The sequence below is a fragment of the Klebsiella sp. RIT-PI-d genome, assembly GCF_001187865.1.
GTDB lineage: Bacteria > Pseudomonadota > Gammaproteobacteria > Enterobacterales > Enterobacteriaceae > Superficieibacter.
Genome location: NZ_LGIT01000009.1, coordinates 1,452,588 through 1,477,014, shown reverse-complemented (window position 1 = coordinate 1,477,014; position 24,427 = coordinate 1,452,588). Strand labels below are relative to the sequence as shown.

Sequence of the window (24,427 nt, the reverse complement as noted above, 5' to 3'; positions counted from 1 at the left end):
TGTGATGAAGATCCGTAATTTAAATATGTGTCGAGATTAATTTCGCGACGCAAAAGATCGCACATTATGCAAAGACAGGTAAATCTTTGCCAAACCTGGGTTTTGTCTGATATGTTTAACTTTCGTTTAACCTAGCAGGAGAACAGGGCAGCCGCCCGTCGTATGGACCGTCACCGACGCCTTTTTGCATTCACGCACCCTCGTGCCATTTCTCGTCATCACATGATCCCTTTCGCCATTGTCACGCCTGAAATAATCCCGGCGTTAACCAAACTCGTCGCCAGCAGGAGCCTGTCATGGAATTGTTAATGGACCCCTCAATCTGGGTCGGGCTGCTTACGCTCGTCGTCCTTGAGATTGTGCTTGGCATTGATAACCTGGTGTTTATCGCCATCCTCGCGGATAAGCTACCGCCTAAACAGCGCGATAAAGCCCGTTTGATTGGTCTGTCGCTGGCGTTAATTATGCGACTGGCGCTGCTGTCGGTTATTTCGTGGATGGTTACGCTCACCAAACCGCTGTTTAGCGTCTGGGACTACGCTTTCTCAGGCCGCGATTTGATTATGCTGCTGGGGGGACTTTTCCTGTTGTTTAAAGCGACAACGGAGCTCCACGAGCGGCTGGAAAATCGCCAGCATGACGGTGGACATGGCAAAGGGTACGCCAGCTTTTGGGTGGTCGTCGTGCAGATCGTTATCCTGGATGCGGTGTTCTCGCTTGACGCAGTCATCACTGCGGTAGGGATGGTTAACCACCTGCCGGTAATGATGGCGGCGGTGGTGATTGCAATGACGGTTATGCTTCTGGCCTCGAAGCCGTTGACCAACTTCGTTAACCAGCATCCGACGGTAGTGGTGCTGTGTCTGAGCTTCCTGCTGATGATTGGTCTGAGTCTGGTGGCTGAAGGCTTTGGTTTCCATATTCCGAAAGGCTATCTGTACGCGGCCATTGGTTTTTCGATTATTATCGAATTTTTCAATCAGGTGGCGCGCCGCAATTTTATCCGCCATCAGTCCACGCTGCCGCTGCGCGCGCGTACTGCCGATGCTATCTTACGGTTAATGGGCGGGCGCAAACGTAATAACAGCCAGAGCGAATCGGATACCCATACTCACGTGCCCATTCCGGAAGGGGCATTTGCCGACGAAGAACGCTACATGATCAATGGCGTGCTTACTCTGGCTTCCCGCTCGCTGCGCAGCATCATGACGCCGCGCGGGGATATCAGCTGGGTCGATGCCAATCTGAGCACTGATGCTATCCGTCAGCAGCTGCTTTCATCACCACATAGTCTTTTCCCGGTGTGCCGTGGCGAGCTGGATGAAGTGATTGGTATCGTGCGGGCAAAAGAATTGCTGGTAGCACTTGAGGCGGGCGAGGACGTCATCGCGATGGCCTCGGCATCACCAGCGATTGTGGTTCCGGAAACGCTGGACCCCATTAACCTGCTGGGCGTTTTGCGCCGGGCACGCGGTAGCTTCGTGATCGTTACCAACGAGTTTGGCGTGGTACAGGGGCTGGTTACGCCGCTGGACGTGCTGGAAGCTATTGCCGGTGAATTCCCGGATGCGGATGAAACGCCAGAAATCATTGCCGATGCTGAAGGCTGGCTGGTGAAAGGCGGAACCGATCTTCACGCCCTGCAACATGCGCTGGGGCTGGATACTCTTGTTAATGACGAAGACGATGTGGCAACGGTTGCAGGCCTGGTAATCGCGGTTAATGGGCATATTCCTGCCGTTGGCGACGTTATTGAACTGTCTCCGCTGCGTATTACTATTGTTAACGCTAACGATTATCGCGTTGACCTGGTGCGCGTGGTTAAAGAGCCGTCGGAACACGACGAAGAAGAGTAATTTGACGAGTGCGCCATATTTTCCCGCTGGGAAGTGTGGCGCACTTAATATACCCCGCTTTTAAAACCGCTTATCGAGCCGCCCCTTATTTCTGCTTATTTAAACATGCTGCGAGCCAGCAATAAAATCGCGCGCATTCTGAATTAGGCTACGCTGCGAAATAAATCGTATTCATACGTCGCAATTGTCCATCAATCCTGATGCATTGAGTAGGGTATAACGTTTAGTCGGGCAGGCTTATTCAGCGCCAATAAAAATGCCCGCATCACGGCGTGTGATACGGGCAGAATAGAGACCGAAAAATTTATCCCATCAATGAAAGACGGGCCGGGGGTTAGTCACACTGGACTTTGATGGCCAGGCCACCGCGTGAAGTTTCACGATATTTCGCGTTCATATCCTTGCCGGTTTCGTACATCGTCTCAATAACTTTATCCAGAGACACGCGCGGTTCGCTGGTGCGACGCATCGCCATACGCGCCGAGTTAATCGCTTTAACCGAGGCAATCGCGTTACGTTCAATGCACGGAACCTGAACCTGTCCGGCTACCGGATCGCAGGTCAGACCAAGGTTGTGTTCCATGCCAATTTCAGCTGCAACACACACTTGCTCAGGACTGGCTCCCAGCAACTCTGCCAGACCTGCTGCGGCCATCGAGCAGGCAACGCCAACCTCGCCCTGACACCCGACCTCAGCGCCAGAAATAGAGGCATTCATTTTATACAGCGCGCCAATCGCGCCCGCCGCCATAAAATAGCGAATATAGATATCCGGGCTAACCGGCTCGATAAAATGATCGTAATAGGCCAGTACCGCCGGAACGATACCGCAGGCACCGTTGGTTGGCGCGGTCACCACGCGCCCGCCCGCAGCGTTCTCTTCATTGACGGCCAGCGCAAACATATTTACCCAGTCAATGACGATCATTGGATCGTTGGACATTTTATCGCTGGAAACCAGCATCCGACGCAGCGCAGAAGCGCGACGGGGAACGCGCAGTGGGCCGGGCAGCACGCCTTCAGTATTTAAGCCGCGATCGATGCAGGCCCGCATGGTCTGCCAGACATCAGCAAAGTACGCTTCAATTTCAGCTTTACTGTGCAGGGCCAGCTCGTTCTGCATGACCATTGCGGACAAAGAAAGCCCGGTTTCTTTGCAGTAGTTAAGCATCTCCTGGGCCGATTTAAACGGGTACGGCACGTTAACATCGCCGCCAGCATCCTGACCAAAATGCTCTTCATCAACAATAAAACCGCCGCCGATGGAGTAGTAGGTTTTGCTGTAGATAACCTTATCGCCGTTCCACGCGTGAATTTGCATGCCGTTTTCATGCAGCGATAAGTTATCGCTGCGAAAATGCATCCCGTCATTAGCGGGAAAATCCACCTCATGGGCCCCGTTTGCCAGCAGCAGGCGACCGCGGGTTTCGACATCGCGGATAAACGCCGGAATACTGTCGATGTCAACGGTTGCAGGCAGGTTACCGGCCAGGCCCATAATAATCGCGATATCCGTATGGTGACCTTTACCGGTCAGCGAGAGTGAGCCATAGACGTCGACCGATACGCGGGTGACCTGGGTCAGCAGATCTTTTTCGACCAGATCATCGACGAACTGTTTACCGGCCTTCATTGGCCCTACAGTGTGGGAAGATGAGGGACCTATCCCCACCTTAAACATGTCGAATAGACTAATCACGGTATGTACTCCTGACAGGGTTACTGGGTAACAGTAACGATGTAAAAATTGGGCTTAGTGTAAGAGGGAACGGGATTTTCAGCCTGACTATTCACATGAATTAAACTAATCAATAACGACTGATTTTCTAATGAATACAGGCTGCGTCATAACAACTATAGTCAGGGTTTCAGTCCCACTTGTAGCGCCAGCTCACGAATAATGCCCGCGGTCATGCCCCAGACAAAATAGTGCTGATACCAGGAGAGCCAGACGCGATGCGAATTGCCGCGTCGGTGGATATCAAGAGGATGGTAACGCCCCAGACGCAGGGCCTCTGCCAGCGGCATTTCGAATACGGCGGCAACTTCATCTTCACTGGCGCGCCAGCGCAGATCCGGCGGAATAATACCGACGACAGGGGTGACCTGAAAGCCGGTAACGCTGTCAACCGGCGGCAGGACGCCGATGACGTCTACGGCCTGCGGCGGAATAGCCACTTCTTCCTGCGCTTCTCTCAACGCGGCGGCAATCAGCGACGCATCGCTTGCATCCACTGCGCCGCCGGGAAAGGCGACCTGCCCGGCGTGTTTACGCAGGTGAGGGGCGCGGCGGGTGAGTAACAGTCCCGGCTGCGGCCGGCGGATAATCGGGATCAAGACGGCTGCCTGCCGACGGTTAAGGGTCGCGTCGTTCGCCTGCGGCCGTAAAAGCTGAAAGCGTGATAAAAAATCATCGAGGGTCAGATTGTGGGCATCCACCAGTCATTTCTCCAGTTGTTGCAGGATACGATTCACTTTATCGAAGGTTTCCTGATATTCCGCTTCTTGCTGGCTATCTGCGACAATTCCGCCGCCTGCGGAGCAGTAAAGCTGTCCGTCTTGTGCGATAAGCGTACGGATCGTAATGCTGGTATCCATATTTTTGCACAGGCTCAGATAGCCGATACTCCCGCACCAGGCATTGCGGCGGTGCGGCTCCAGTTCATCAATGATTTCCATCGCCCTGACCTTGGGGGCACCGGTGATAGAGCCGCCGGGAAAGGCGGCGCGCAGTAAGTCAGTAGCATGAGTCTGTTCAGGCAGCGTCGCAGTCACGGTACTGACCAGATGATGCACCGCCGGAAACGGTTCAACCACGAACAGCTCCGGTACCCTGACCGTACCGGGAACCGCAACGCGACCAATATCATTACGCATTAAATCCACAATCATCAGATTTTCAGCGCGATCTTTTGGCGAGTCAGCCAGTTTGGCCGCCTGCCGGGCATCGTCATCAGGATTATCCAGCCTCGGCAGGGTGCCTTTAATCGGTCGGGTCTGGATCTGCCCTGCGCGCAACTGGATAAAACGCTCCGGCGACAGGCTGATAATCGCCCCCTCATTAAGACGAATAAATGCGCTAAACGGGGCTTTATTAGCGGCGTTAAGCTGACAAAACATCGGCCACTCATCGCCACAATATTGCGCCTGAAAACGCTGCGCCAGGTTGACCTGATAGCAGTCGCCGCTGTGTAACCAGGCCTGCACCAGGCGAAATTTTTCCCCGTACTCTTCGCGGGTCATATTAGAGCGCCACGTCGACGTTAAACTAAACGCAGTGCGGTCAGGTAAGGGGCGCTCAAGAAGCCAGGTCAGACGCTGACGGGCATCAGTATGGCTGAGCAGAATGACCCGTTGGCGACAGTGATCGACTATCAGCGCCCAGTCATAAATCCCCACCGCCATATCCGGCAGCGAAATATCCGCCAGCGCGTGTTCAGGGAGTTTTTCGAAACGTCGGCCTAAATCGTAGCCAAAAAGACCCAGCGCGCCGCCCTGAAACGGCAGATCATCCTGCTTTTCAGGATGGAGATTTAGCCTCTCCAGCGCGTGTTGCACCAGCGTTAATGGATCGTCCGCTGAACAGTATTGTTCGGCAGTGCTGGCTATCGTCGTGGTATCACCCTGCGTCACCAGCGTGGTGCACGGATCGGCGACCAGAATATCGAAGCGGCTGTGCGGATGGCTGGCATAACCTGAATGCAGTAACATCGCCCACGGCAGGTGGCTAATGGCGGAGAAGTAATATTCGGCAGCGTCGCAACGCCAGGGTAAATCAATTAAAGTGGGGGATTGGGTATTCATCGTATCTGACTCTGTGCTCTCCCGCTGGCTAAGCGCCGGACAGCATGAAATAATAAGCGCTAACAATGTAGCAGGAGTACGTCATGTTTGCAGGTTTACCTTCGCTCAGTCATGAGCAACAGCAACAAGCGGTCGAGCGTATCCAGGAACTGATGTCGCAAGGCATGAGCAGCGGTGAAGCCATTTCACTGGTTGCCAGTGAGCTGCGTGCCAGTCATACCGGTGAACGGATTGTGGCGCGTTTTGAGGATGAAGACGACGAGTAAGTGCCCGGGAGCACATGATGCGGCGCGGGCATCGAGTTTTACCGCATGGAAACGGGGTTACGCTGCATCATACCTACGCCGGGGATCGGTTTCATCGCGTGGCAGAACTGGCCATTGAGCATAAGCCGCAGGCCAGTTACGAGGCGAGGATTAACGCGCTACATCACTACAGCGAATAGGGTGATTTCCTGGACCTCACCTGCGGCATCGCGATTAAACCGCAGCAATAATTTTGATCTCAACTTTATACTGCGGTTTCATTAGCGTTGCCTGTACCGTACAGCGTACCGGCGCATGGCCTGCGACAACCCACGCGTCCCACGCGTTATTCATCGCGGCAAAATCTTCGCGATCCGCCAGAAAAATCGTTGCGTCCAGAATCTGCGTTTTATCGCTGCCCTGTTTTGCCAGCACGGCGTCAATTTGCGCCAGCGTGTTGGCGGTTTGCGCCTCGGCATCGGCATCCAGATTTTCCGGTACGCCAGTGTAGTACAGGGTCTGATTGTGGATCACCACATCAGACCAGCGGGCCTCGGCATCAATACGGGTAATTGTCATGGTATTATCCTTTTTACATTCTCATCTTCAGCGGCTAAGACTGCCACAGAGTCGGCGCGCCGTCATCTCTTCGACTGGCTAAAGTGCGCTTCCCCTGACATAATCACTGGCGATTTAACCAGGGGGTAGCGTGACGGACGATTTTGCAACAGACGGCCAGTTAGCCAAAGCCATACCGGGCTTTAAACCGCGTGAGCCGCAGCGCCAGATGGCGGCAGCCGTTGCCAGCGCGATTGAGAAAACGCAGCCGCTGGTGGTTGAAGCGGGAACCGGGACCGGCAAAACCTATGCCTATCTTGCGCCTGCGCTGCGTGCGGGTAAAAAAGTCATTATTTCCACCGGTTCAAAAGCCTTACAGGATCAGCTCTATAGCCGCGATCTGCCTACCGTCGCTAAAGCACTGGAATTTACCGGCAAGCTGGCGCTGTTGAAAGGGCGCTCCAACTATCTTTGCCTTGAGCGTCTGGAACAACAGGCGCTGGCGGGCGGCGATCTTCCGGTACAAACGTTAAGCGATGTGATCCTCCTGCGTTCGTGGGCCAATCACACTATCGATGGCGACATCAGCACCTGCGCAAGCGTGGCGGAAGATTCTCAGGCGTGGCCGCTGGTCACCAGCACCAATGACAACTGTCTGGGCAGCGATTGTCCGCTGTACAAAGAGTGCTTCGTGGTTAAAGCGCGTAAAAAAGCGATGGACGCGGATGTGGTGGTGGTGAACCACCATCTTTTTCTCGCCGATATGGTGGTCAAAGACAGCGGTTTCGGCGAGCTTATTCCTGAAGCCGAGGTTATGATTTTCGATGAAGCGCATCAGCTACCGGACATTGCCAGCCAGTATTTCGGCCAGTCGCTCTCCAGCCGTCAACTGCTGGATCTGGCGAGGGACATCAGTATTGCCTACCGCACCGAGGTAAAAGACACTCAGCAGCTGCAAAAATGTGCCGACCGCCTGGCGCAAAGCGCGCAGGATTTTCGCGTGCAGTTAGGTGAGCCGGGCTATCGCGGTAATCTGCGGGAGCTGCTGGCGGATGCCAGTATTCAGCGTGCGCTGCTGTTGCTTGATGATGCGCTTGAGCTTTGTTATGACGTGGCAAAACTGTCTCTGGGGCGTTCAGCGCTGCTGGATGCGGCGTTTGAACGTGCCACGCTGTATCGCGCCCGTTTAAAACGGCTGAAGGAGATTAACCAGCCGGGCTACAGCTACTGGTATGAATGTAACTCGCGTCACTTTACCCTTGCGCTGACGCCCCTGACCGTGGCTGAAAAATTCAAAGAGGTGATGGCGCAGAAACCGGGAAGCTGGATCTTCACTTCCGCAACGCTTTCAGTTAACGATGAACTTCATCATTTTACCTCGCGTCTGGGCATTGATGAGGCACATTCTCTGTTGCTGCCCAGTCCCTTCGACTACGCCACGCAGGCGTTACTGTGCGTGCCGCGTAACCTGCCAACCGCTAATCAACCCGGTGCCGCGCGTCAGCTGGCGGCAATGCTGAAGCCGATGATTGAGGCGAACAACGGCCGCTGCTTTATGCTCTGCACCTCTCACGCCATGATGCGCGACCTGGCCGAACAGTTTCGTGCCACCATGACGCTGCCGGTTCTGCTCCAGGGCGAAACCAGCAAAGGCCAGCTTTTGCAGCAGTTTGTTAGTGCCGGTAATGCGTTACTGGTGGCAACCAGTAGCTTCTGGGAAGGGGTCGATGTGCGTGGCGATGCGCTGTCGCTGGTGATCATTGATAAACTGCCGTTTACCTCGCCGGAAGACCCGCTGCTTAAAGCGCGCATGGAGGATTGCCGCCTGCGCGGGGGCGATCCTTTTGATGACGTCCAGCTCCCGGATGCCGTAATCACCCTCAAGCAGGGGGTAGGGCGTCTTATTCGCGACGTTGAAGACCGTGGCGTGCTGGTTATCTGCGATAATCGGCTGGTGATGCGACCTTACGGGGCGGTGTTTCTTGCCAGCCTGCCACCGACGCCGCGCACCCGCGATATCGGCCGGGCCGTTCGCTTCCTTGCCGTTCCGCCAGCGCGGTAATTTCTCTGAGGCTGTGATAAAATCAGCCTAATTTAGTGATATGGAGCGTAAGACGCCATCCCCATGCGAATTCTGGCTATTGATACCGCCACTGAGGCTTGTTCCGTTGCCTTGTGGAATGACGGTAAAATCGGTGCTCATTTTGAACTGTGTCCGCGAGAACATACTCAACGTATTTTGCCCCTCGTACAGCAGCAGCTGAGTGAAGGCGGCGTTACGCTGGCGGAACTTGACGCGCTGGCCTTCGGACGTGGACCGGGAAGCTTTACCGGGGTGCGGATTGGCATCGGCATTGCGCAAGGGCTGGCATTAGGGGCCGGACTGCCGATGATTGGCGTATCGACCCTGATGACCATGGCGCAGGGAGCCTGGCGTAAAACCGGGGCAACTCGGGTGCTGGCCGCCATAGATGCCCGAATGGGCGAGGTTTACTGGGCCGAATACCAGCGTGATGACAACGGCGTCTGGCATGGAGAGGCGACCGAAGCAGTGCTTAAACCTGAGGCTGTCAGCGCACGGTTAAAAAATCTGCACGGAGAGTGGGCCACGGTCGGTACCGGCTGGCCTGCCTGGCCTGATTTAGCGCAGGGCAGCGATCTTGTCGTTACCGACGGTGACATTCTCCTTCCAGCAGCTGAAGATATGCTTCCGCTGGCCTGTCAACTGCTGGCGCGTCAGCAGACCGTGACGGTTGAGGCGGCTGAACCAATATATTTACGTAATGAAGTCGCGTGGAAGAAACTTCCTGGCCGGGAATGAATCTGAGTACACAAAGACTCAGTAAAGAGGATGTATTATGGCGGTTCAAAAACAGATTTTACGCTGGATAGCCGCGGGTGCAGTGACCCTGGCGCTTAGCGGGTGCGTCACCATTCCTGATGCGATTAAAGGCTCCAGCCCCACGCCGCAGCAGGATTTGGTCCGGGTAATGAATGCGCCACAACTGTATATCGGCCAGGAAGCGCGCTTCGGTGGTAAAGTTGTTGGCATTGAGAACCTGCAGGGCAAAACCCGTCTGGAAATTGCCACCGTCTCGCTGGACGATGGCGCACGCCCGGCGCTCGGTGAACCGTCTCGTGGGCGGATCTACGCCGACGTCAGCGGTTTCCTCGATCCGGTCGACTTCCGCAATCAACTGGTGACCGTCGTTGGGCCGATTACCGGAACCACTGAAGGTAAGGTCGGCAACACGCCCTACACCTTTATGGTCATGCAGGTGAACGGCTATAAACGCTGGCGCGTCATGCAGCAGGTTATGCTGCCGCCACAGCCGATTGACCCCTGGTTCTGGGGAGCCGGACCCCACCCCTGGGGCTATGGCTACGGCGGCTGGTACAACCCTGGACCGGCTCAGGTACAGAGTGTTGTAACCGAATAACTACTTGTAATCTATAACAAATAAGCAGCGGCAGGTCCGCTGCTTCTCTGTGGTTTACAGGCATTACAAAAATAAATAGTGACGCGCTTCGCAACCTGAATTCTGGTTGATTAATAAACTGGTACGCTGAGTTAATATAATGTTAACGGCTTGTTTATTATCTGGGGTTGTGATGACGACGAATTCACGTTTTAGAGGTGCTGCATTGAAAAAGGTTTGGCTAAACCGTTATCCCGCCGACGTTCCGGCGGAGATCAATCCTGACCGTTATCACACCCTGATTGAACTGTTTGAACACTCAGTTGCACGCTACGCCGATCAACCTGCCTTTGTGAATATGGGTGAGGTGATGACCTTCCGCAAGCTGGAGGAGCGTAGCCGGGCCTTCGCCGCCTGGCTCCAGCAGGGGCTGGGCATGAAAAAGGGCGATCGTGTCGCGCTGATGATGCCCAATCTGCTGCAATATCCGGTCGCCCTGTTTGGCATTCTGCGCGCCGGCATGACGGTGGTTAACGTCAATCCCCTGTATACGCCACGCGAACTGGAACATCAGCTGAATGACAGCGGCGCAACGGCCATTGTCATCGTTTCCAACTTTGCCCACACGCTGGAAAAAGTCGTTGATAAGACTCAGGTAAAGCATGTCATCCTGACCCGCATGGGCGATCAGCTCTCGCCTGGCAAAGGCACGCTGGTCAATTTCGTGGTCAAATACGTCAAGCGGCTGGTACCGAAATACCATCTGCCGGATGCTATCTCGTTTCGCAGCGCCCTGCATAACGGCTATCGACTCCAGTACGTTAAGCCCGATCTGGTGCCGGACGACCTGGCGTTCCTGCAATATACCGGCGGCACTACCGGCGTGGCGAAAGGCGCTATGCTCACCCACCGTAATATGCTGGCGAACCTGGAACAGGTTAACGCGACTTACGGGCCGCTGCTGCATCGCGGTACTGAGCTGGTTATTACTGCGCTCCCGCTGTATCACATCTTTGCGCTTACCATGAATTGCCTGCTGTTTATTGAGCTGGGTGGGCAAAACGTATTGATAACCAACCCGCGTGATATTCCCGGGCTGGTGAAAGAGCTGGCGAAATATCCGTTCACTGCCATGACCGGTGTAAATACCCTTTTCAACGCGCTGCTGAACAACAAAGATTTCCAGCAGCTCGATTTCTCTACTCTGCATCTTTCTGCGGGCGGCGGAATGCCGGTCCAGCAGGCGGTGGCAGAGCGCTGGGTGAAATTAACCGGGCAATATTTGCTGGAAGGGTACGGCCTGACCGAATGCTCTCCTCTGGTAAGCGTAAATCCACACGATATTGATTATCACAGCGGCAGTATCGGCCTGCCCGTGCCCTCTACTGAAGTGAAGCTGGTGGATGATGAGGACAACGAAGTGGCGGCTGGCGAAGCAGGCGAGCTGTGCATTAAAGGTCCGCAGGTGATGCTCGGCTACTGGCAGCGCCCGGATGCCACTGATGAAATCATCAAAGATGGCTGGCTGCACACCGGTGATATCGCCGTAATGGATGATGAAGGCTTCCTGCGCATTGTCGATCGCAAGAAAGACATGATCCTGGTATCCGGTTTTAACGTGTACCCCAACGAAATCGAAGACATCGTGATGCAGCATCCCGGTGTGCTGGAAGTGGCGGCGGTCGGGGTACCGTCCGGCAGCAGCGGCGAAGCGGTAAAGATTTTCGTGGTCAAAAAAGAGAACAGTCTCAGCGAAGAGTCGCTGATCGCTTTCTGCCGCCGCCAGTTAACCGGTTACAAAGTGCCAAAACAGGTAGAGTTTCGTACCGAGCTGCCAAAATCGAACGTCGGTAAAATTTTGCGGCGAGAACTGCGTGACGAAGCGCGTAGTAATGTGGACAATAAAGCCTGAGCCACGAGTAAGTCGCCAGACGCCGGTTAATCCGGCGTTTTTTATGGGCGCAAGTTAATAGCCTGATGAATCAGGGTTTAAGAGAATACGATTTGAACTATCAGATGATCACCACTAATGACGCGCTGCTCACCCTGTGTGAAGAGGCGCGCCACGTTCCGGCAATCGCGCTGGACACCGAGTTTGTCCGCACTCGCACTTACCATCCACAGTTAGGCCTGCTGCAATTATTTGACGGACAGCGCGTAACGCTGATTGATCCGCTGGGGATCACCGACTGGTCGCCGGTACGCGAGTTATTGCAAAACCAAAACGTCACTAAATTTCTGCATGCCGGTAGTGAAGATCTGGAAGTTTTTCTGAAAGAGTTCGGCGTGATGCCGCAGCCCTTTATCGACACCCAGATCCTGGCCGCCTTTTGCGGTCGCCCGGGATCGTGGGGCTTTGCGCCAATGGTCGAAGAGTTTACCGGTCTGAAGCTGGACAAAAGCGAGTCGCGTACCGACTGGCTGGCGCGTCCGCTGACCGAGCGACAATGTGATTATGCTGCGGCTGATGTCTGGTATCTGCTGCCCATCGCCCACCAGCTGCTGGCCGAAACCGAACGTGCTGGCTGGCTTGCCGCGGCGCTGGATGAATGCGAGCTAATGAAAAAGCGTCGTCAGGAGAGTGTTGACCCGCAAGAGGCATGGCGTGATGTTACTAATGCATGGCAATTGCGCCCTCGTCAGCTGGCGTGTTTACAACTGCTGGCCGCGTGGCGACTGAATAAAGCGCGCGATCGCGACATGGCCGTCAACTTCGTGGTCCGGGAAGAGCATCTGTGGACAGTGGCGCGCTATATGCCGGGCAGTCTCGGTGAACTGAGCAGTCTCGGTCTTTCAGGCAGCGAAATTCGTTTTCATGGCAAAGCGCTGCTGGCGCTGGTTGAAAAAGCACAGGCGATTGCGGATGAAGACTTACCGCAGCCACTGCTGAATCTGATGGATATGCCCGGTTATCGTAAAGTCTTCAAAGATATTAAAGCGATAGTGCAGGAGATCAGCGCGGTGAAAGGCTTGAGTGCTGAACTGCTGGCGTCGCGCCGGCAGATTAACCAGCTGCTAAACTGGCACTGGAAGCTGAAAACGCCTGCGGCGCTGCCCGAGCTGATTTCTGGCTGGCGTGGTGAATTAATGCGCGAGCCACTTGAGACGTTGCTGGCGAAGTATCCGCGCAGCTAAAACAGAAAAGGATACCGGGCGGCGCTGACCGCCCGGTGAAGTGCGGCTACTTTGACTCTTCCGCTTCAGGCAGAGTGACGTTCAGTTCCAGAATGGAAATATCATCTCCCTTCTGTTCCAGTTGCACGGTGACCATTTCAGGGTCGATCTGCACGTAGCGGCAAATCACTTCCAGAATATCGCGTTTCAGCTGCGGCAGGTAGTGCGGCTCGGCGTCACTACGGCGACGTTCTGCAACAATAATCTGTAATCGCTCTTTCGCGATATTAGCCGTATTCTTTTTCCGTGACAGAAAAAAGTCGAGTAATGCCATAACTTATCCTCCGAACAGGCGCTTGAGGAAACCTTTCTTCTCTTCTTCAACGAAGCGGAAAGGGCGTTCTTCTCCCAACAGGCGATCCACCGTATCGGCGTATGCTTTGCCCGCATCTGAAACGGTATCCAGAATGACAGGCTCCCCCTGGTTGGAAGCGCGCAGGACGGACTGGTCTTCCGGGATCACACCAACTAATTTGATGCGCAGAATTTCCAGCACGTCTTCCATGCTTAACATATCACCTCTGCTCACGCGCCCTGGGTTGTAGCGGGTTAACAACAGATGCTCTTTAATTGGTTCATCACCATTTTCTGCCCGGCGTGATTTGGAGGCCAGAATACCCAGAATACGATCGGAGTCACGCACCGATGAGACTTCCGGGTTGGTGGTAATAATGGCTTCATCCGCAAAATAGAGGGCCATCAGCGCCCCGGTTTCTATACCGGCCGGTGAGTCGCAGACAATGAAATCAAAATCCATTCCCTTTAGCTCATCAAGCACTTTTTCGACGCCTTCGCGGGTCAACGCGTCTTTATCACGCGTTTGCGACGCCGGAAGAACGTAGAGGTTCTCCGTGCGCTTGTCTTTAATCATTGCCTGATTCAGCGTGGCATCGCCCTGAATCACGTTAACGAAATCGTAAACCACGCGCCGCTCACAACCCATAATTAAATCGAGGTTACGCAGGCCGATATCGAAATCAATAACGATGGTTTTTTTACCCTTCTGGGCTAAACCTGTAGCGATGGCCGCGCTGGAGGTGGTCTTGCCAACGCCCCCTTTACCCGAAGTAACTACAATAATGCGTGCCATAAAAATTCCTTGTTAAAAGGGATTACTCTAAGGGTTCGATCGACAAAGCATCATTCGCCAGACGTAAGCGCGCGGCTTTGCCGTAAAATTCGGCTGGTATTTGATCGCTCAGCCAGTATTCACCTGCGATAGAAATTAATTCCGCCGTCAGGTGCGTACAAAATATTTGTGCTTCTCTGTCACCGCTGGCACCTGCGAGAACACGACCTCTCATCATGCCATAAACATGGATATTTCCGTCGGCAATTAATTCTGCACCTGCGCTGACGTTGCTTGTCACAATTAAATCACATTGTGGTGCATAGACGCGCTGACCAGAACGAACGGGAACATCAATTAGCCGTGTTTTTGTGACGGGCGTCACGACCGCGGGGGCGGGTGGTTCATCTGCCGGGACCGGCCGAATAACTTTTTCCTTACCCTCAGTAAGAAGAGGAAAACCCGCTCTGTCTATTTCTGCTTTAAGTGCAGGGTCCTTACAACCGCTCACGCCGATAATACGTAAACCTGTTGCAGTGATTGCTTGCTGAATAGGCAGCCAGTTAAAGGGCACGTCCAGTGTACTCACGTTAACGACCACCGGGGCATGGCGTAAAAACGCCGGTGCCTGGGCGATTTTGTCTTCTAACGCCTGACGAATAACTTCCGGCTTTGCCTCATGCAAATGAACCACTGATAAGGTGAAACTACTTCCTTTAAGTTCGATTGGCGTGTTTGACATCCTGGCCTTACTCAATTTGCTTTTTACCACCGCCGATGTGGGATGATATTCCGAAGACTCTCTGGCATGTTATAGTCACTATTATATTGAGGCAAGTCACCTCCCGCTTAATTCAGAGTAAAAGTTATGTTTTGTGTGATCTACAGAAGTATCCGACGCGAGCAGACCTATTTGTATGTTGAAAAAAAGGACGATTTTTCACGCGTGCCGCCAGAACTGATGGACGGTTTTGGTAAACCTCAGCTCACTATGCTGCTGCCGCTCGATGGCCGCAAAAAATTAGCCGGGGCTGATTTACAAAAAGTGAAACAGGCATTAACTGAGCAGGGCTATTATTTACAGCTCCCGCCGCCGCCTGAGAATTTACTGAAGCAACATCTGGAATTGGCAGGCAAAAAATAACCTCAATCGAACATTTGATTAACTGCAGGGGAAAATATGTATCAACATCATAACTGGCAGGGCGCTCTGCTGGATTACCCGGTTAGTAAAGTGGTCTGTGTGGGCAGTAATTATGCTAAGCACATTAAAGAAATGGGCAGCGCCACGCCGGAAGAGCCGGTGCTGTTCATTAAGCCTGAAACCGCGCTGTGCGATCTGCGCCAGCCATTGTCGTTGCTCCAGGGGCACGGCTCAGTGCATCATGAAGTAGAGCTGGCGGTGCTTATCGGTGCCACGCTGCGTCAGGCGTCAGAAGAACACGTTGCCAAAGCGATTGCAGGCTACGGGGTGGCACTCGATCTTACGCTGCGCGACGTGCAGGGAAAAATGAAAAAGGCGGGGCAGCCCTGGGAAAAAGCTAAAGGGTTTGATAACTCCTGCCCACTTTCGGGATTTATTCCGGCCGCCGAATTCAGCGGTGACCCGCAGGACACCCCGCTGGGCCTGAAAATTAACGGCGAAGTGCGCCAGCAGGGCACGACGGCGGATATGATCCATAAAATTATTCCGCTTATCGCCTATATGAGCCGCTTTTTCACCCTGAAAGCCGGAGATGTGATATTAACCGGCACGCCAGAAGGCGTGGGGCCGTTGCACAGCGGCGATGAACTTGAGGTCAGTTTCAACGGTCATTCTTTGACTACGCGTGTGTTGTAACGCACTCTTGCCGCCGGCACAGGCGGCAAAACTTGCATCAGGGTGTCAGAGTGGTTATAAGGAGCACCCTGGATCTTAATCGTGGACATCTTTATGAGCAATTTACCCTTCTGGCAGAGCAAAACCCTTGACGAAATGTCCGACGCAGAGTGGGAATCGCTGTGTGACGGCTGCGGACAATGCTGTTTGCATAAGCTGATGGATGAAGATACCGATGAGATCTACTTCACTAATGTCGCCTGCCGCCAGCTCAATATTAAAACCTGCCAGTGCCGTAACTATGAGCGTCGTTTCGAGTACGAGCCGGATTGTATCAAGCTAACCCGTGATAATCTGCCAACCTTCGAATGGCTGCCGCATACCTGCGCCTATCGCTTACTGGCAGAAGGGAAAGATTTACCGGCCTGGCATCCGCTGTTAAGCGGTTCAAAAGCCGCGATGCACGGCGAACGTATTTCAGTTCGCCATATTGCGGTACGTGAGTCTGAAGTGAGCGACTGGCAGGACCATATCCTCAATAAACCGGACTGGGCGCAGTAATTTACTCCCTGTTATTCGCCAGGGTTAACTGCCCGCTGCCATTGTTGCGCGGTAAGGCGGTATACCCGGCTCGGCGGCGCGTCAGGAACATCGCAAACGTGAAGTGGTTAACATAAGGGCGGCCTTACTTATGAGCCGGGCGTCGCGTAGCCGCCGCCAATGAACCACGTCAGAAAAGCGACGGCGACAAAAAAGATCACGATGGGAAAAGCGATACCTAATCTCACAGTTTTACCCTTGCAGTGCTACACCAATAATCGCATTCACCAGGGCAGAAATCATAAAAACGCCGCCCAGAATGGTCCAGACGCGCTGGCGTTGTCTGAACGCCAGCGCAAGAAAAATGAGCGCCATCACAAAAAACGGCACGGCGATGATAGCAAATGTGGACATCGTTTTCTCCATAATAAATATCGCTGCCACATTTTGCAGCCGTTCCCTTTATAGCGTTAATCATCAGATAAATGAAAGTATAAATGAAATCATTCCCTAATAATGGTAGGCCACAGGTTAGCTAAATCTAAACGTTATTAGACGGTACATCGCCCATCACTTTACGCTTTTCGGTTATGGCGGGGCACAACGCACCGCTGGAATAACCTCCTTAAAGAAGGATAGTTCTTAAAAAGTCGCACACCGCTGACGGTTATCAATACCAAACAAGATTTATAACGCATTGTTATGCCAATATTATTTAAGCATTAAGCTTTTTTATGATTCCCTTGCGATGTCCTGCCGATATTTGCTTTTTGTGCGCTCGAAAAAACAGGCGTATTAAAAAAAGGTAATATCAGGTTCCAGCATAACATCTGCAATGTAACTCATAGCATCGGGAGAAGATGATGAAAGACGTATCCACCCACCATACTCACTGCCCATCGTGTAATGAGCTGATTACGGTAGACGCTGAGGCATGTGAGCATTGCCATGCCCATAAAATAGACAACTATATTCCCCATGACGTCCGACTAAAAATAAAAGCGTTAACCGGCATTGTCGCCTTCCTGCCGTTACTGGGTTTTTTAATTTCTGCGATTTATCTTAACCACATAATGCTCACCGGCATCATTTGTCTGTTGTTATCTGTGGCAGCGGGTTCTGTTGTGTATCAGAAATTGCAGACTCATGAGAAAAAGAAAAACATCACTGTCTGGAAGCGCCGAACGTTAACCTGGTAATAAAAAGGGGAAAACTAACCGGTTTGTTAAAGCAATAGACTGCCTGATAATCAGTTGTGGTCAGGGAAGTACCGTACTTACTTGTTAAAACCCCGTTTTTCTTCCAGGCTTAATGCAACGACAGTCAGAAGGAGAAAGCAAAATGAGCAAGCACGATGTCAACCGTGAGCAAGAGAAAGACCAACACACGCGTTCCGTTAAGGATAATCCAAAAGAGCAGGGGGAGATCCCGCGCACGCGCGACAGCAGTGATGATGATAAAGAGGATCCTTATAAAGACGAGAACACCTCCCGCTAGCGACGCTGAGTCCCTGTACGGTCAAAGGCATTGACAACAGTAAAATGCCTTTACTTTGTTCCCGGCTAACACGGTACTGGTTAAACGGGCTCATCAAAACATAAACAGGATACCGCGTGTACAATTTACCGCAGTCATAATTAAAATATTTTGTTGCACTATAAATAGCCTGATAAGTATTAATTAGGCCAGCCAGCAGAATGACTTTCTGTATTTTTTATGCGTTTATTCAACCTGATTAAAAACAACGCCTATTAAGCACAAAGCGCTAAAAATTAACGCAGGTCAATGTATATTATTCTGCGCACTGACCTCGTCGCCATGGATTGGTAGTTAGTTGGAATATTCCGCGGGGTCAGTCCAAATTTTAAGCGGTAAATGAATGCGAATGACGCAAATACATTTTACGCGATTGAGGACAGTATCAGCAGGTCACCTGCGATCTGTTTTATAAACGTAATAGATTTTAAATGCCCGAAGGTTTATATAAGGAAGGCGGGATAAAACGTGGCGAGCCAGAATCAGCTCGCCATTGCAGCTATAAAATTAATGTATTTTTAATCTTTCATTACATTACTTTTATGCGTTATCAGGTGGTCTTACTTTTTACCGCTGCTCTGTCCGCCTTTTTTACCGGCTTCAGACGCTTTTTGCGGGTCATCTTTAAAGTTACCGCCGCTACCGCCGCCGCTCTTTCCGCCTTTCTTGCCGGCTTCAGACGCTTTCTGCGGATCATCTTTAAAATTACCAGAACCACCACGATGTTCAGCCATCATATATCTCCACTGTACGTTAGACATATAATCGATACTTATGATAAATATCGACTGCTTTCAGATCTAAAGTTAGCTTAAAAAGAAAGGGCGTCAAATTATATAAAAACCTGGCTGCCGCTTCGTTGCCTGGAAATTTGCCGCTTCGCTTTTATGCGCACTCATGGCAACAGATTGAAACTCTCAGCTTTTTTACATGTTAACAGCGTCAGTGATTATTTTACCCTGGGTGACGGATGTGTTTTCGCTTACTTTTGCTTACAGGTTAGCGTGTTTTTTACCGCAAATTATTGACCCGCTTCGTTACCAAGGTGTCTTTTTCTTTCGCTAATAATGTCAAAAACACAGAATATGTTTCTCCGTTAACCATAAGTTTTGCATATAGACTCAAAAACAGTCTTTACCGTGGCAGTCTGGCGGCATGTGCATTGCGGCAGTATTTTGTAATTAACGTGCCTGGCCTGGTTATGAAACAGGCCAACGGTATTCTTCTGCAACAAAAACGATGTTAATGATTTATCTTTTTTTGCTCAGGCTTCGGGTAAACACGCTTCGCGTGCAAAGTGACAAATTTGTTGTCACTAACCTCTCTGTTTGCAGCAAAATTTTCTGTGAAAGAAATTAATAGTTATTCTCTGACTTGATCTCAACGGCAACTCAAATTACTGTTTAAATATACAGTTGTTCATTGAGGTACTCATTTTGATGTTTATTCAACCAGCGGAACTGCGTCCGATCGTTTTGCTGCCTTTATTCAGCGATCTGGTTCAGTGCGGTTTTCCATCCCCCGCGCAGGACTATGTCGAGCAGCGCATTGACCTCAATGAACTGATGATCCAGCACCCCAGCGCAACCTATTTTGTTCGCGCATCAGGCGATTCAATGATTGAAGGAGGAATTAGCGATGGGGATTTACTGATAGTAGACAGCTCAAAGACCGCAGGGCATGGGGATATTGTTATCGCCTCCGTCGAAGGTGAGTTTACGGTAAAACAGCTACAGTTGCGCCCGGCCATCCGTTTAAATGCGCTCAATAAAGCCTACGCGCCCATCTTCGTCGGCTGTGACGAGGTACTGGAGATATTTGGTGTCGTCACATGGATTGTTAAAGCGGCGGGCTGAGTATGTTTGCGCTGGTTGATGTTAATTCGTTTTATGCCAGCTGCGAGACGGTTTTTCGCCCCGATTTAAAAGGATGGCCGGTGGTCGTGCTTTCCAATAATGACGGATGCGTTATTGCCCGCAGCGCTGAAGCTGCGCGGCTGGGCATTAAAATGGGAGAGCCGTACTTTAAGCAGCGCATACTTTTCCAGCAGCATCGGGTTGCTGTTTTTAGCAGTAATTATGAACTGTATGCCGATATGAGCCAGCGGGTTATGTCGATTCTGGAAGACATCATGCCCGGAATAGAAATTTACAGCATCGATGAAGCGTTTTGCGATCTGACCGGCGTCAGCCACTGTCGCGACCTGGCCTCATTTGGCATGGAAGTGCAAAATATCCTGCGACAAAGTACGCATCTGACCGTCGGCGTCGGGATCGCGCCCACTAAAACGCTGGCCAAACTTGCAAATCTTGCTGCCAAAAAATGGCCGCAGACGAAGGGGGTGGTCGATCTGTCAAACCCCGAGCGCCAGCGTAAATTAATGGCGCATCTGTCGGTGGGTGATGTCTGGGGCGTAGGCAGAAATATTGCCAAAAAACTGTCCACCCTGGGTATCGATAACGTACTGCAACTGGCCGACGCCGATATTCGCCTGATCAGAAAACATTTTAGCGTCGTTCTGGAAAGAACCGTGCGTGAACTGCGCGGTGAGTCCTGTCTGCAAGTGGATGAGTTTATTCCTGAGAAGCAGGAAATTATGTGCTCCCGCTCTTTTGGCGAACGGATCTGTGACTACCCACCGATGCGTGAGGCCGTTTGCTATTACGCGTCACGGGCAGCAGAACGAATGCGTGGGCAGCACCAGTATTGTCGGTTTATCTCCGTATTTATTAAAACGTCCCCCTTTGCGCCTTATGCTGCCCGCTACGATAACAGCGCCTCAGTACGACTCCACATTCCCACCCACGATACGCGCGACATCATCGACGCGGCGATGAAATGCCTTGATGCCATCTGGCGCGAAGGCCATCACTATCAAAAAGCCGGGGTGATGTTGAGCGATTTCTTCAGTCAGGGTGTGGCTCAGCTTAATCTGTTCGACAGCAATACACCGCGCGTGGATAGCGAAGCATTAATGGGTGTGATGGATAAGTTGAATCAAAAGCAGGGGCGGGGAACGCTTTTTTTTGCCGGACAGGGAATGGAGCAGCAGTGGCAAATGAAGCGTGAGATGCTGTCGCCGCGCTATACCACCCGCTTTTCTGATTTGCCGCGCGTGCGCGTGCGCTAGATAAAGAAAGCCCGGCAATAAGCCGGGCTGCAAAATCTTATCGGCCGAACAAATCGCGTTTTTTTGGCTTTAGCGGCTGGGCAATGACCACCAGGATCGCAACAACCAGATAGGCAGCGAAAATACCCACCAGCCATTGCGGCATCTCCAGCGTCAGGAACGACCACTGACGCTCGGCGCAGTCGCCCGAGGCAACGAACACGCTGGGAAGCCACTTGTCCAGCGGCAGCCACTGCGGGAAGCGTGCGGCGAAATCACAGGTCTGGAACGGTGACGGATGCAGCTGGATCATTGTATGTTCCCATGCCAGCTGCAGGCCGCGCCATGCGCTGTACAGCCAGATAAGGATCGCCACGTAACGTAGCGGTGTTTTCGGTGCAGCGGCACCCACCAGACCCGCTCCCATAATACCAAACAGCGCGCTACGCTCATAAATACACAGCACGCAGGGCTTGAGCAACATAACGTGCTGGAACCACAACGCAACCATCTCCAGCGCAAAGGCGGTTAGCGCCATTAATAACCATGCTCCGCGTCCGCGAGAGCATTGGTTTAAAAATCGCAACATAATTATTTCCCTGGAACATGCTAAGAGACGGCAGTGTAAACGAAATCATTCAGCAGGCCACTAGCCGTAACGAAAATAGTGCGTAAATGAGTATTTATTATGCGAAAAGTCAAATGGCGCCGTAAAGCGTATTATCAGTAAATAAGAAATTGATATGTCAGTGGGCAAAATAAAAGCGTGAAAATGAAACAGCGATCCCTTTTTAATTGACGGTACGTGCTACCTGCCTGGTGGGAGCTCTGGTATGATGAGTCAACGTTGCAACGCTGAGTAATGGAAATAGCACTATGGTTATAAAGGCGCAAAGCCCGGCGGGTTTCGCTGAAGAGTACATTATTGAGAGCATCTGGAATAGCCGTTTTCCTCCAGGCTCTATTCTGCCTGCTGAACGCGAACTCTCTGAATTAATTGGCGTGACGCGGACGACTCTACGTGAAGTCTTGCAACGTCTGGCGCGTGATGGCTGGCTCACCATTCAGCATGGTAAGCCGACAAAAGTGAACAACTTCTGGGAAACGTCCGGGCTGAATATCCTCGAAACGCTGGCCCGCCTCGATCATGAAAGCGTCCCGCAGCTTATCGACAACCTGCTGTCGGTGCGGACCAATATTTCCACGATTTTTATCCGTACGGCATTTCGTCAGCATCCCGACCGTGCGCTGGAGGTCCTGAGTCGCGCGCGCCTGATAGAAGACCACGCCGATGCGTTTGCCGAACTCGATTACAACATTTTCCGGGGGCTGGCGTTTGCTTCCGGCAATCCTATTTACGGTCTGATCCTTAACGGCATGAAAGGCTTGTATACCCGCATCGGACGCCACTATTTCGCTAATCCGGAAGCGCGCAGTCTGGCGCTGGGCTTTTACCACCGGCTGGTGGAGATTTGTGAGCAGGGTCTGCACGAGCAGGTTTATGATACGATCCGCCGCTATGGGCGCGAAAGCGGTGAGATCTGGCACAGGATGCAAAAAACGCTGCCCGGCGATCTCGTCATTCAGAGTCGGTAATCATACTTAACCGGGTAGCCCTGAGCGCTACCCGGCGTCTCTTCTTTACAACGTATTCATTTTTGTCGGACAGCGTTCCAGTAACTCAATACTGCCGTCCGCGTTCTGCTGTTCAAGCTTTACGTCAAACCCCCACAGCCGATGTACGTGTTTCAGCACGTCTCGCCGGCCCTTGTCCAGCGGCACACGGTTATGCGGAATGTAGCGCAAGGTCAGGGAGCGATCTCCGCGTAAATCCACATTCCAGACCTGAATATTAGGTTCAAGATTACTCAGATTATATTGTGCCGACAGACGAGAGCGTAGTTCGCGATAACCGTCCTCATTATGGATCGCAGAAATCTCCAGATAGTTGTGATGATCGTCATCCACCACGCTGAACAGCCGAAAATCACGCATCACTTTCGGCGACAGAAACTGACTGATAAAACTTTCGTCTTTAAAATCGCGCATGGCGAAATGCAGCGTTTCCAGCCAGTCGGAACCGGCGATGTCCGGGAACCAGTATTTATCTTCTTCCTCAGGCGACTGGCAAATCCGTTTAATATCCTGGAACATGGCAAAACCCAGCGCGTACGGGTTAATACCGCTGTACCACGGACTGTTGTACGGGGGCTGGAACACAACATTCGTATGACTGTGTAAAAACTCCAGCATAAACCGTTCGGTTACTTTTCCTTCATCGTAGAGATGATTGAGAATGGTGTAGTGCCAGAACGTGGCCCAGCCTTCATTCATGACCTGAGTCTGTTTTTGCGGATAAAAATACTGACTGACTTTACGCACAATACGCAGGATCTCACGCTGCCACGGCTCCAGCAGCGGCGCATTTTTCTCCATAAAATAGAGTAAATTCTCCTGCGGCTCGGAAGGATAGCGGCGCGCCTCGGTTACCGCCTTTTCCTCTTCCCGTTTTGGCAGCGTGCGCCACAGCGTATTTACCTGACTTTGCAGATATTCCTCGCGGCTTTTCTGCCGGGCTTTCTCTTCCTGAAGCGAGATTTTTTGCGGACGCTTATAGCGATCGACGCCATAATTCATCAGGGCATGGCAGGAGTCCAGCAGCTTTTCGACTTCTTCAACGCCGTAGCGTTCTTCGCACTGGCTAATATAGTTGCGGGCGAAAAGCAGGTAGTCAACAATGGAACTGGCATCAGTCCAGCTGCGGAAAAGATAATTGTTTTTGAAGAAGGAATTGTGACCGTAGCAGGCATGGGCCATGACCAGCGCCTGCATAGTGATGGTATTCTCTTCCATCAGATAGGCGATGCAGGGGTTTGAGTTTATGACGATTTCATAAGCCAGCCCTTGCTGGCCGTGCTTATACAGCCGTTCCGTCTCAATAAATTTTTTGCCGAACGACCAGTGGGTATAGTTAATCGGCATTCCGACGCTGGAATAGGCGTCCATCATCTGTTCTGAGGTGATCACTTCAATTTGATGCGGGTAGGTATCGAGCCGATAGTGTTTTGCAACCCGGTCAATCTCCTGCAGGTAGACGTCCAGTAAGTCAAACGTCCAGTCGGGTCCATCGCTCAAACGTATCGTGTCCTTGTTCATGGAATCAATCGTTGCCATTAGCGCGCCCTCATTGTTAGCGGCTCTCTCTGTCTGGAAAGCCTCATTTCAAGCATAGAACACCGGATAAAATGTGTGCAGGGTGAGAACGCTTTTCTTCCCCGCCTTCTCAACGTAAAGCGAT

The 24,427-nt window shown here is 52.1% G+C and carries 28 protein-coding genes; 16 read left to right on the top strand and 12 right to left on the bottom strand.

What is annotated here, in order from left to right; translation table 11 throughout:
• Positions 1-296 precede the first annotated feature (296 nt).
• The gene (gene yoaE, locus AC791_RS13350) at positions 297-1,856 is read left to right on the top strand and encodes a CNNM family cation transport protein YoaE (RefSeq protein ID WP_049840908.1); all 1,560 of its coding nucleotides are present in this window, start codon (positions 297-299) and stop codon (positions 1,854-1,856) included.
• Between the two features lie 334 nt (positions 1,857-2,190).
• On the opposite strand, the gene sdaA is transcribed toward yoaE, so the two are convergent.
• From sdaA to pabB, 3 genes are all read right to left on the bottom strand, one after another.
• Complete coding sequence (gene sdaA, locus AC791_RS13345) at positions 2,191-3,555, bottom strand: L-serine ammonia-lyase (protein ID WP_049840907.1); 1,365 nt, start codon at positions 3,553-3,555, stop codon at positions 2,191-2,193.
• 161 nt (positions 3,556-3,716) lie between these two features.
• Entirely contained in the window at positions 3,717-4,295 is a 579-nt protein-coding gene (locus AC791_RS13340) for a CoA pyrophosphatase (RefSeq protein ID WP_049840906.1), read from the bottom strand.
• 3 nt (positions 4,296-4,298) lie between these two features.
• Positions 4,299-5,660: an aminodeoxychorismate synthase component 1 gene (gene pabB / locus AC791_RS13335; protein ID WP_049840905.1), complete on the bottom strand. Its 1,362-nt coding sequence runs from the start codon at positions 5,658-5,660 to the stop codon at positions 4,299-4,301.
• Positions 5,661-5,743: 83 nt separating this feature from the next.
• Here pabB and AC791_RS13330 point away from each other — a divergent pair, with 83 nt between their 5' ends.
• Positions 5,744-5,926 (top strand): YoaH family protein, encoded by a 183-nt coding sequence (locus tag AC791_RS13330; RefSeq protein ID WP_049840904.1) that lies wholly within the window; start codon positions 5,744-5,746, stop codon positions 5,924-5,926.
• A gap of 14 nt (positions 5,927-5,940) precedes the next feature.
• Positions 5,941-6,105, top strand: a complete 165-nt coding sequence (locus AC791_RS20555; RefSeq protein WP_158443034.1) for a hypothetical protein — start codon at positions 5,941-5,943, stop codon at positions 6,103-6,105.
• Between the two features lie 34 nt (positions 6,106-6,139).
• Here AC791_RS20555 and AC791_RS13325 read toward each other — a convergent pair whose 3' ends face one another.
• A complete protein-coding gene (locus AC791_RS13325) occupies positions 6,140-6,484 on the bottom strand; it encodes a RidA family protein (RefSeq protein WP_049840903.1) in 345 nt (114 codons plus the stop codon).
• A 130-nt stretch (positions 6,485-6,614) separates the two neighbouring features.
• Here AC791_RS13325 and AC791_RS13320 point away from each other — a divergent pair, with 130 nt between their 5' ends.
• The 5 genes from AC791_RS13320 to rnd all read left to right on the top strand — a co-directional run bounded on the left by AC791_RS13320 (position 6,615) and on the right by rnd (position 13,017).
• Positions 6,615-8,525: an ATP-dependent DNA helicase gene (locus AC791_RS13320; RefSeq protein WP_049840902.1), complete on the top strand. Its 1,911-nt coding sequence runs from the start codon at positions 6,615-6,617 to the stop codon at positions 8,523-8,525.
• A gap of 63 nt (positions 8,526-8,588) precedes the next feature.
• Positions 8,589-9,284, top strand: a complete 696-nt coding sequence (gene tsaB, locus AC791_RS13315) for a tRNA (adenosine(37)-N6)-threonylcarbamoyltransferase complex dimerization subunit type 1 TsaB (RefSeq protein WP_049840901.1) — start codon at positions 8,589-8,591, stop codon at positions 9,282-9,284.
• Between the two features lie 37 nt (positions 9,285-9,321).
• On the top strand, positions 9,322-9,903 hold the full coding sequence (locus AC791_RS13310) for a Slp family lipoprotein (RefSeq protein WP_049840900.1): 582 nt from the start codon (positions 9,322-9,324) through the stop codon (positions 9,901-9,903).
• Positions 9,904-10,108: 205 nt separating this feature from the next.
• A complete protein-coding gene (gene fadD / locus AC791_RS13305; protein WP_148677800.1) occupies positions 10,109-11,794 on the top strand; it encodes a long-chain-fatty-acid--CoA ligase FadD in 1,686 nt (561 codons plus the stop codon).
• A 104-nt stretch (positions 11,795-11,898) separates the two neighbouring features.
• Positions 11,899-13,017 (top strand): ribonuclease D, encoded by a 1,119-nt coding sequence (gene rnd, locus AC791_RS13300; RefSeq protein ID WP_049840898.1) that lies wholly within the window; start codon positions 11,899-11,901, stop codon positions 13,015-13,017.
• Positions 13,018-13,063: 46 nt separating this feature from the next.
• Here rnd and minE read toward each other — a convergent pair whose 3' ends face one another.
• Genes minE through minC form a run of 3 tightly spaced genes read right to left on the bottom strand, consistent with a single transcriptional unit; the run spans position 13,064 to position 14,867 of the window.
• Positions 13,064-13,330 carry a cell division topological specificity factor MinE gene (minE, locus tag AC791_RS13295; RefSeq protein ID WP_049840897.1) on the bottom strand — a complete coding sequence of 89 codons (267 nt, stop codon included), beginning with the start codon at positions 13,328-13,330 and terminating at the stop codon, positions 13,064-13,066.
• 3 nt (positions 13,331-13,333) lie between these two features.
• Complete coding sequence (gene minD / locus AC791_RS13290; RefSeq protein ID WP_049840896.1) at positions 13,334-14,146, bottom strand: septum site-determining protein MinD; 813 nt, start codon at positions 14,144-14,146, stop codon at positions 13,334-13,336.
• Between the two features lie 22 nt (positions 14,147-14,168).
• Positions 14,169-14,867, bottom strand: coding sequence for a septum site-determining protein MinC (gene minC, locus AC791_RS13285; RefSeq protein ID WP_049840895.1), 699 nt, complete (start codon positions 14,865-14,867; stop codon positions 14,169-14,171).
• A gap of 126 nt (positions 14,868-14,993) precedes the next feature.
• Between minC and AC791_RS13280 the strand changes: the two genes are divergently transcribed.
• The 3 genes from AC791_RS13280 (at position 14,994) to AC791_RS13270 (ending at position 16,505) form a co-directional block, all read left to right on the top strand.
• Entirely contained in the window at positions 14,994-15,269 is a 276-nt protein-coding gene (locus AC791_RS13280) for a YcgL domain-containing protein (protein WP_049840894.1), read from the top strand.
• A gap of 36 nt (positions 15,270-15,305) precedes the next feature.
• A complete protein-coding gene (locus AC791_RS13275) occupies positions 15,306-15,965 on the top strand; it encodes a fumarylacetoacetate hydrolase family protein (protein ID WP_049840893.1) in 660 nt (219 codons plus the stop codon).
• Between the two features lie 93 nt (positions 15,966-16,058).
• Positions 16,059-16,505 carry a YcgN family cysteine cluster protein gene (locus tag AC791_RS13270; RefSeq protein ID WP_049840892.1) on the top strand — a complete coding sequence of 149 codons (447 nt, stop codon included), beginning with the start codon at positions 16,059-16,061 and terminating at the stop codon, positions 16,503-16,505.
• A 128-nt stretch (positions 16,506-16,633) separates the two neighbouring features.
• Here AC791_RS13270 and AC791_RS20390 read toward each other — a convergent pair whose 3' ends face one another.
• Together AC791_RS20390 and AC791_RS20615 are read right to left on the bottom strand one after the other, a co-directional pair.
• Complete coding sequence (locus AC791_RS20390) at positions 16,634-16,732, bottom strand: YoaK family small membrane protein (protein WP_148677799.1); 99 nt, start codon at positions 16,730-16,732, stop codon at positions 16,634-16,636.
• Between the two features lie 4 nt (positions 16,733-16,736).
• Positions 16,737-16,898: a hypothetical protein gene (locus tag AC791_RS20615; RefSeq protein WP_199485508.1), complete on the bottom strand. Its 162-nt coding sequence runs from the start codon at positions 16,896-16,898 to the stop codon at positions 16,737-16,739.
• A 446-nt stretch (positions 16,899-17,344) separates the two neighbouring features.
• Between AC791_RS20615 and AC791_RS13265 the strand changes: the two genes are divergently transcribed.
• Positions 17,345-17,683: a hypothetical protein gene (locus tag AC791_RS13265; protein WP_148677798.1), complete on the top strand. Its 339-nt coding sequence runs from the start codon at positions 17,345-17,347 to the stop codon at positions 17,681-17,683.
• 142 nt (positions 17,684-17,825) lie between these two features.
• Positions 17,826-17,981, top strand: coding sequence for a hypothetical protein (locus AC791_RS20610; RefSeq protein WP_199485507.1), 156 nt, complete (start codon positions 17,826-17,828; stop codon positions 17,979-17,981).
• A gap of 599 nt (positions 17,982-18,580) precedes the next feature.
• Here AC791_RS20610 and AC791_RS19880 read toward each other — a convergent pair.
• Positions 18,581-18,754, bottom strand: coding sequence for a general stress protein (locus AC791_RS19880; protein WP_072094355.1), 174 nt, complete (start codon positions 18,752-18,754; stop codon positions 18,581-18,583).
• A 705-nt stretch (positions 18,755-19,459) separates the two neighbouring features.
• On the opposite strand from AC791_RS19880, the gene AC791_RS13260 reads away from it, so the two are divergent.
• Together AC791_RS13260 and umuC are read left to right on the top strand one after the other, a co-directional pair.
• Entirely contained in the window at positions 19,460-19,876 is a 417-nt protein-coding gene (locus AC791_RS13260) for a translesion error-prone DNA polymerase V autoproteolytic subunit (protein ID WP_077264634.1), read from the top strand.
• Positions 19,877-19,878: 2 nt separating this feature from the next.
• A complete protein-coding gene (umuC, locus tag AC791_RS13255; protein ID WP_049840889.1) occupies positions 19,879-21,150 on the top strand; it encodes a translesion error-prone DNA polymerase V subunit UmuC in 1,272 nt (423 codons plus the stop codon).
• 37 nt (positions 21,151-21,187) lie between these two features.
• On the opposite strand, the gene dsbB is transcribed toward umuC, so the two are convergent.
• Positions 21,188-21,718 carry a disulfide bond formation protein DsbB gene (dsbB, locus tag AC791_RS13250; RefSeq protein ID WP_049840888.1) on the bottom strand — a complete coding sequence of 177 codons (531 nt, stop codon included), beginning with the start codon at positions 21,716-21,718 and terminating at the stop codon, positions 21,188-21,190.
• Positions 21,719-22,005: 287 nt separating this feature from the next.
• Between dsbB and fadR the strand changes: the two genes are divergently transcribed.
• Positions 22,006-22,725 carry a fatty acid metabolism transcriptional regulator FadR gene (gene fadR / locus AC791_RS13245; RefSeq protein ID WP_049840887.1) on the top strand — a complete coding sequence of 240 codons (720 nt, stop codon included), beginning with the start codon at positions 22,006-22,008 and terminating at the stop codon, positions 22,723-22,725.
• Between the two features lie 45 nt (positions 22,726-22,770).
• On the opposite strand, the gene AC791_RS13240 is transcribed toward fadR, so the two are convergent.
• Positions 22,771-24,303, bottom strand: a complete 1,533-nt coding sequence (locus AC791_RS13240; protein WP_049840886.1) for a SpoVR family protein — start codon at positions 24,301-24,303, stop codon at positions 22,771-22,773.
• Between the last annotated feature and the right edge of the window lie 124 nt (positions 24,304-24,427).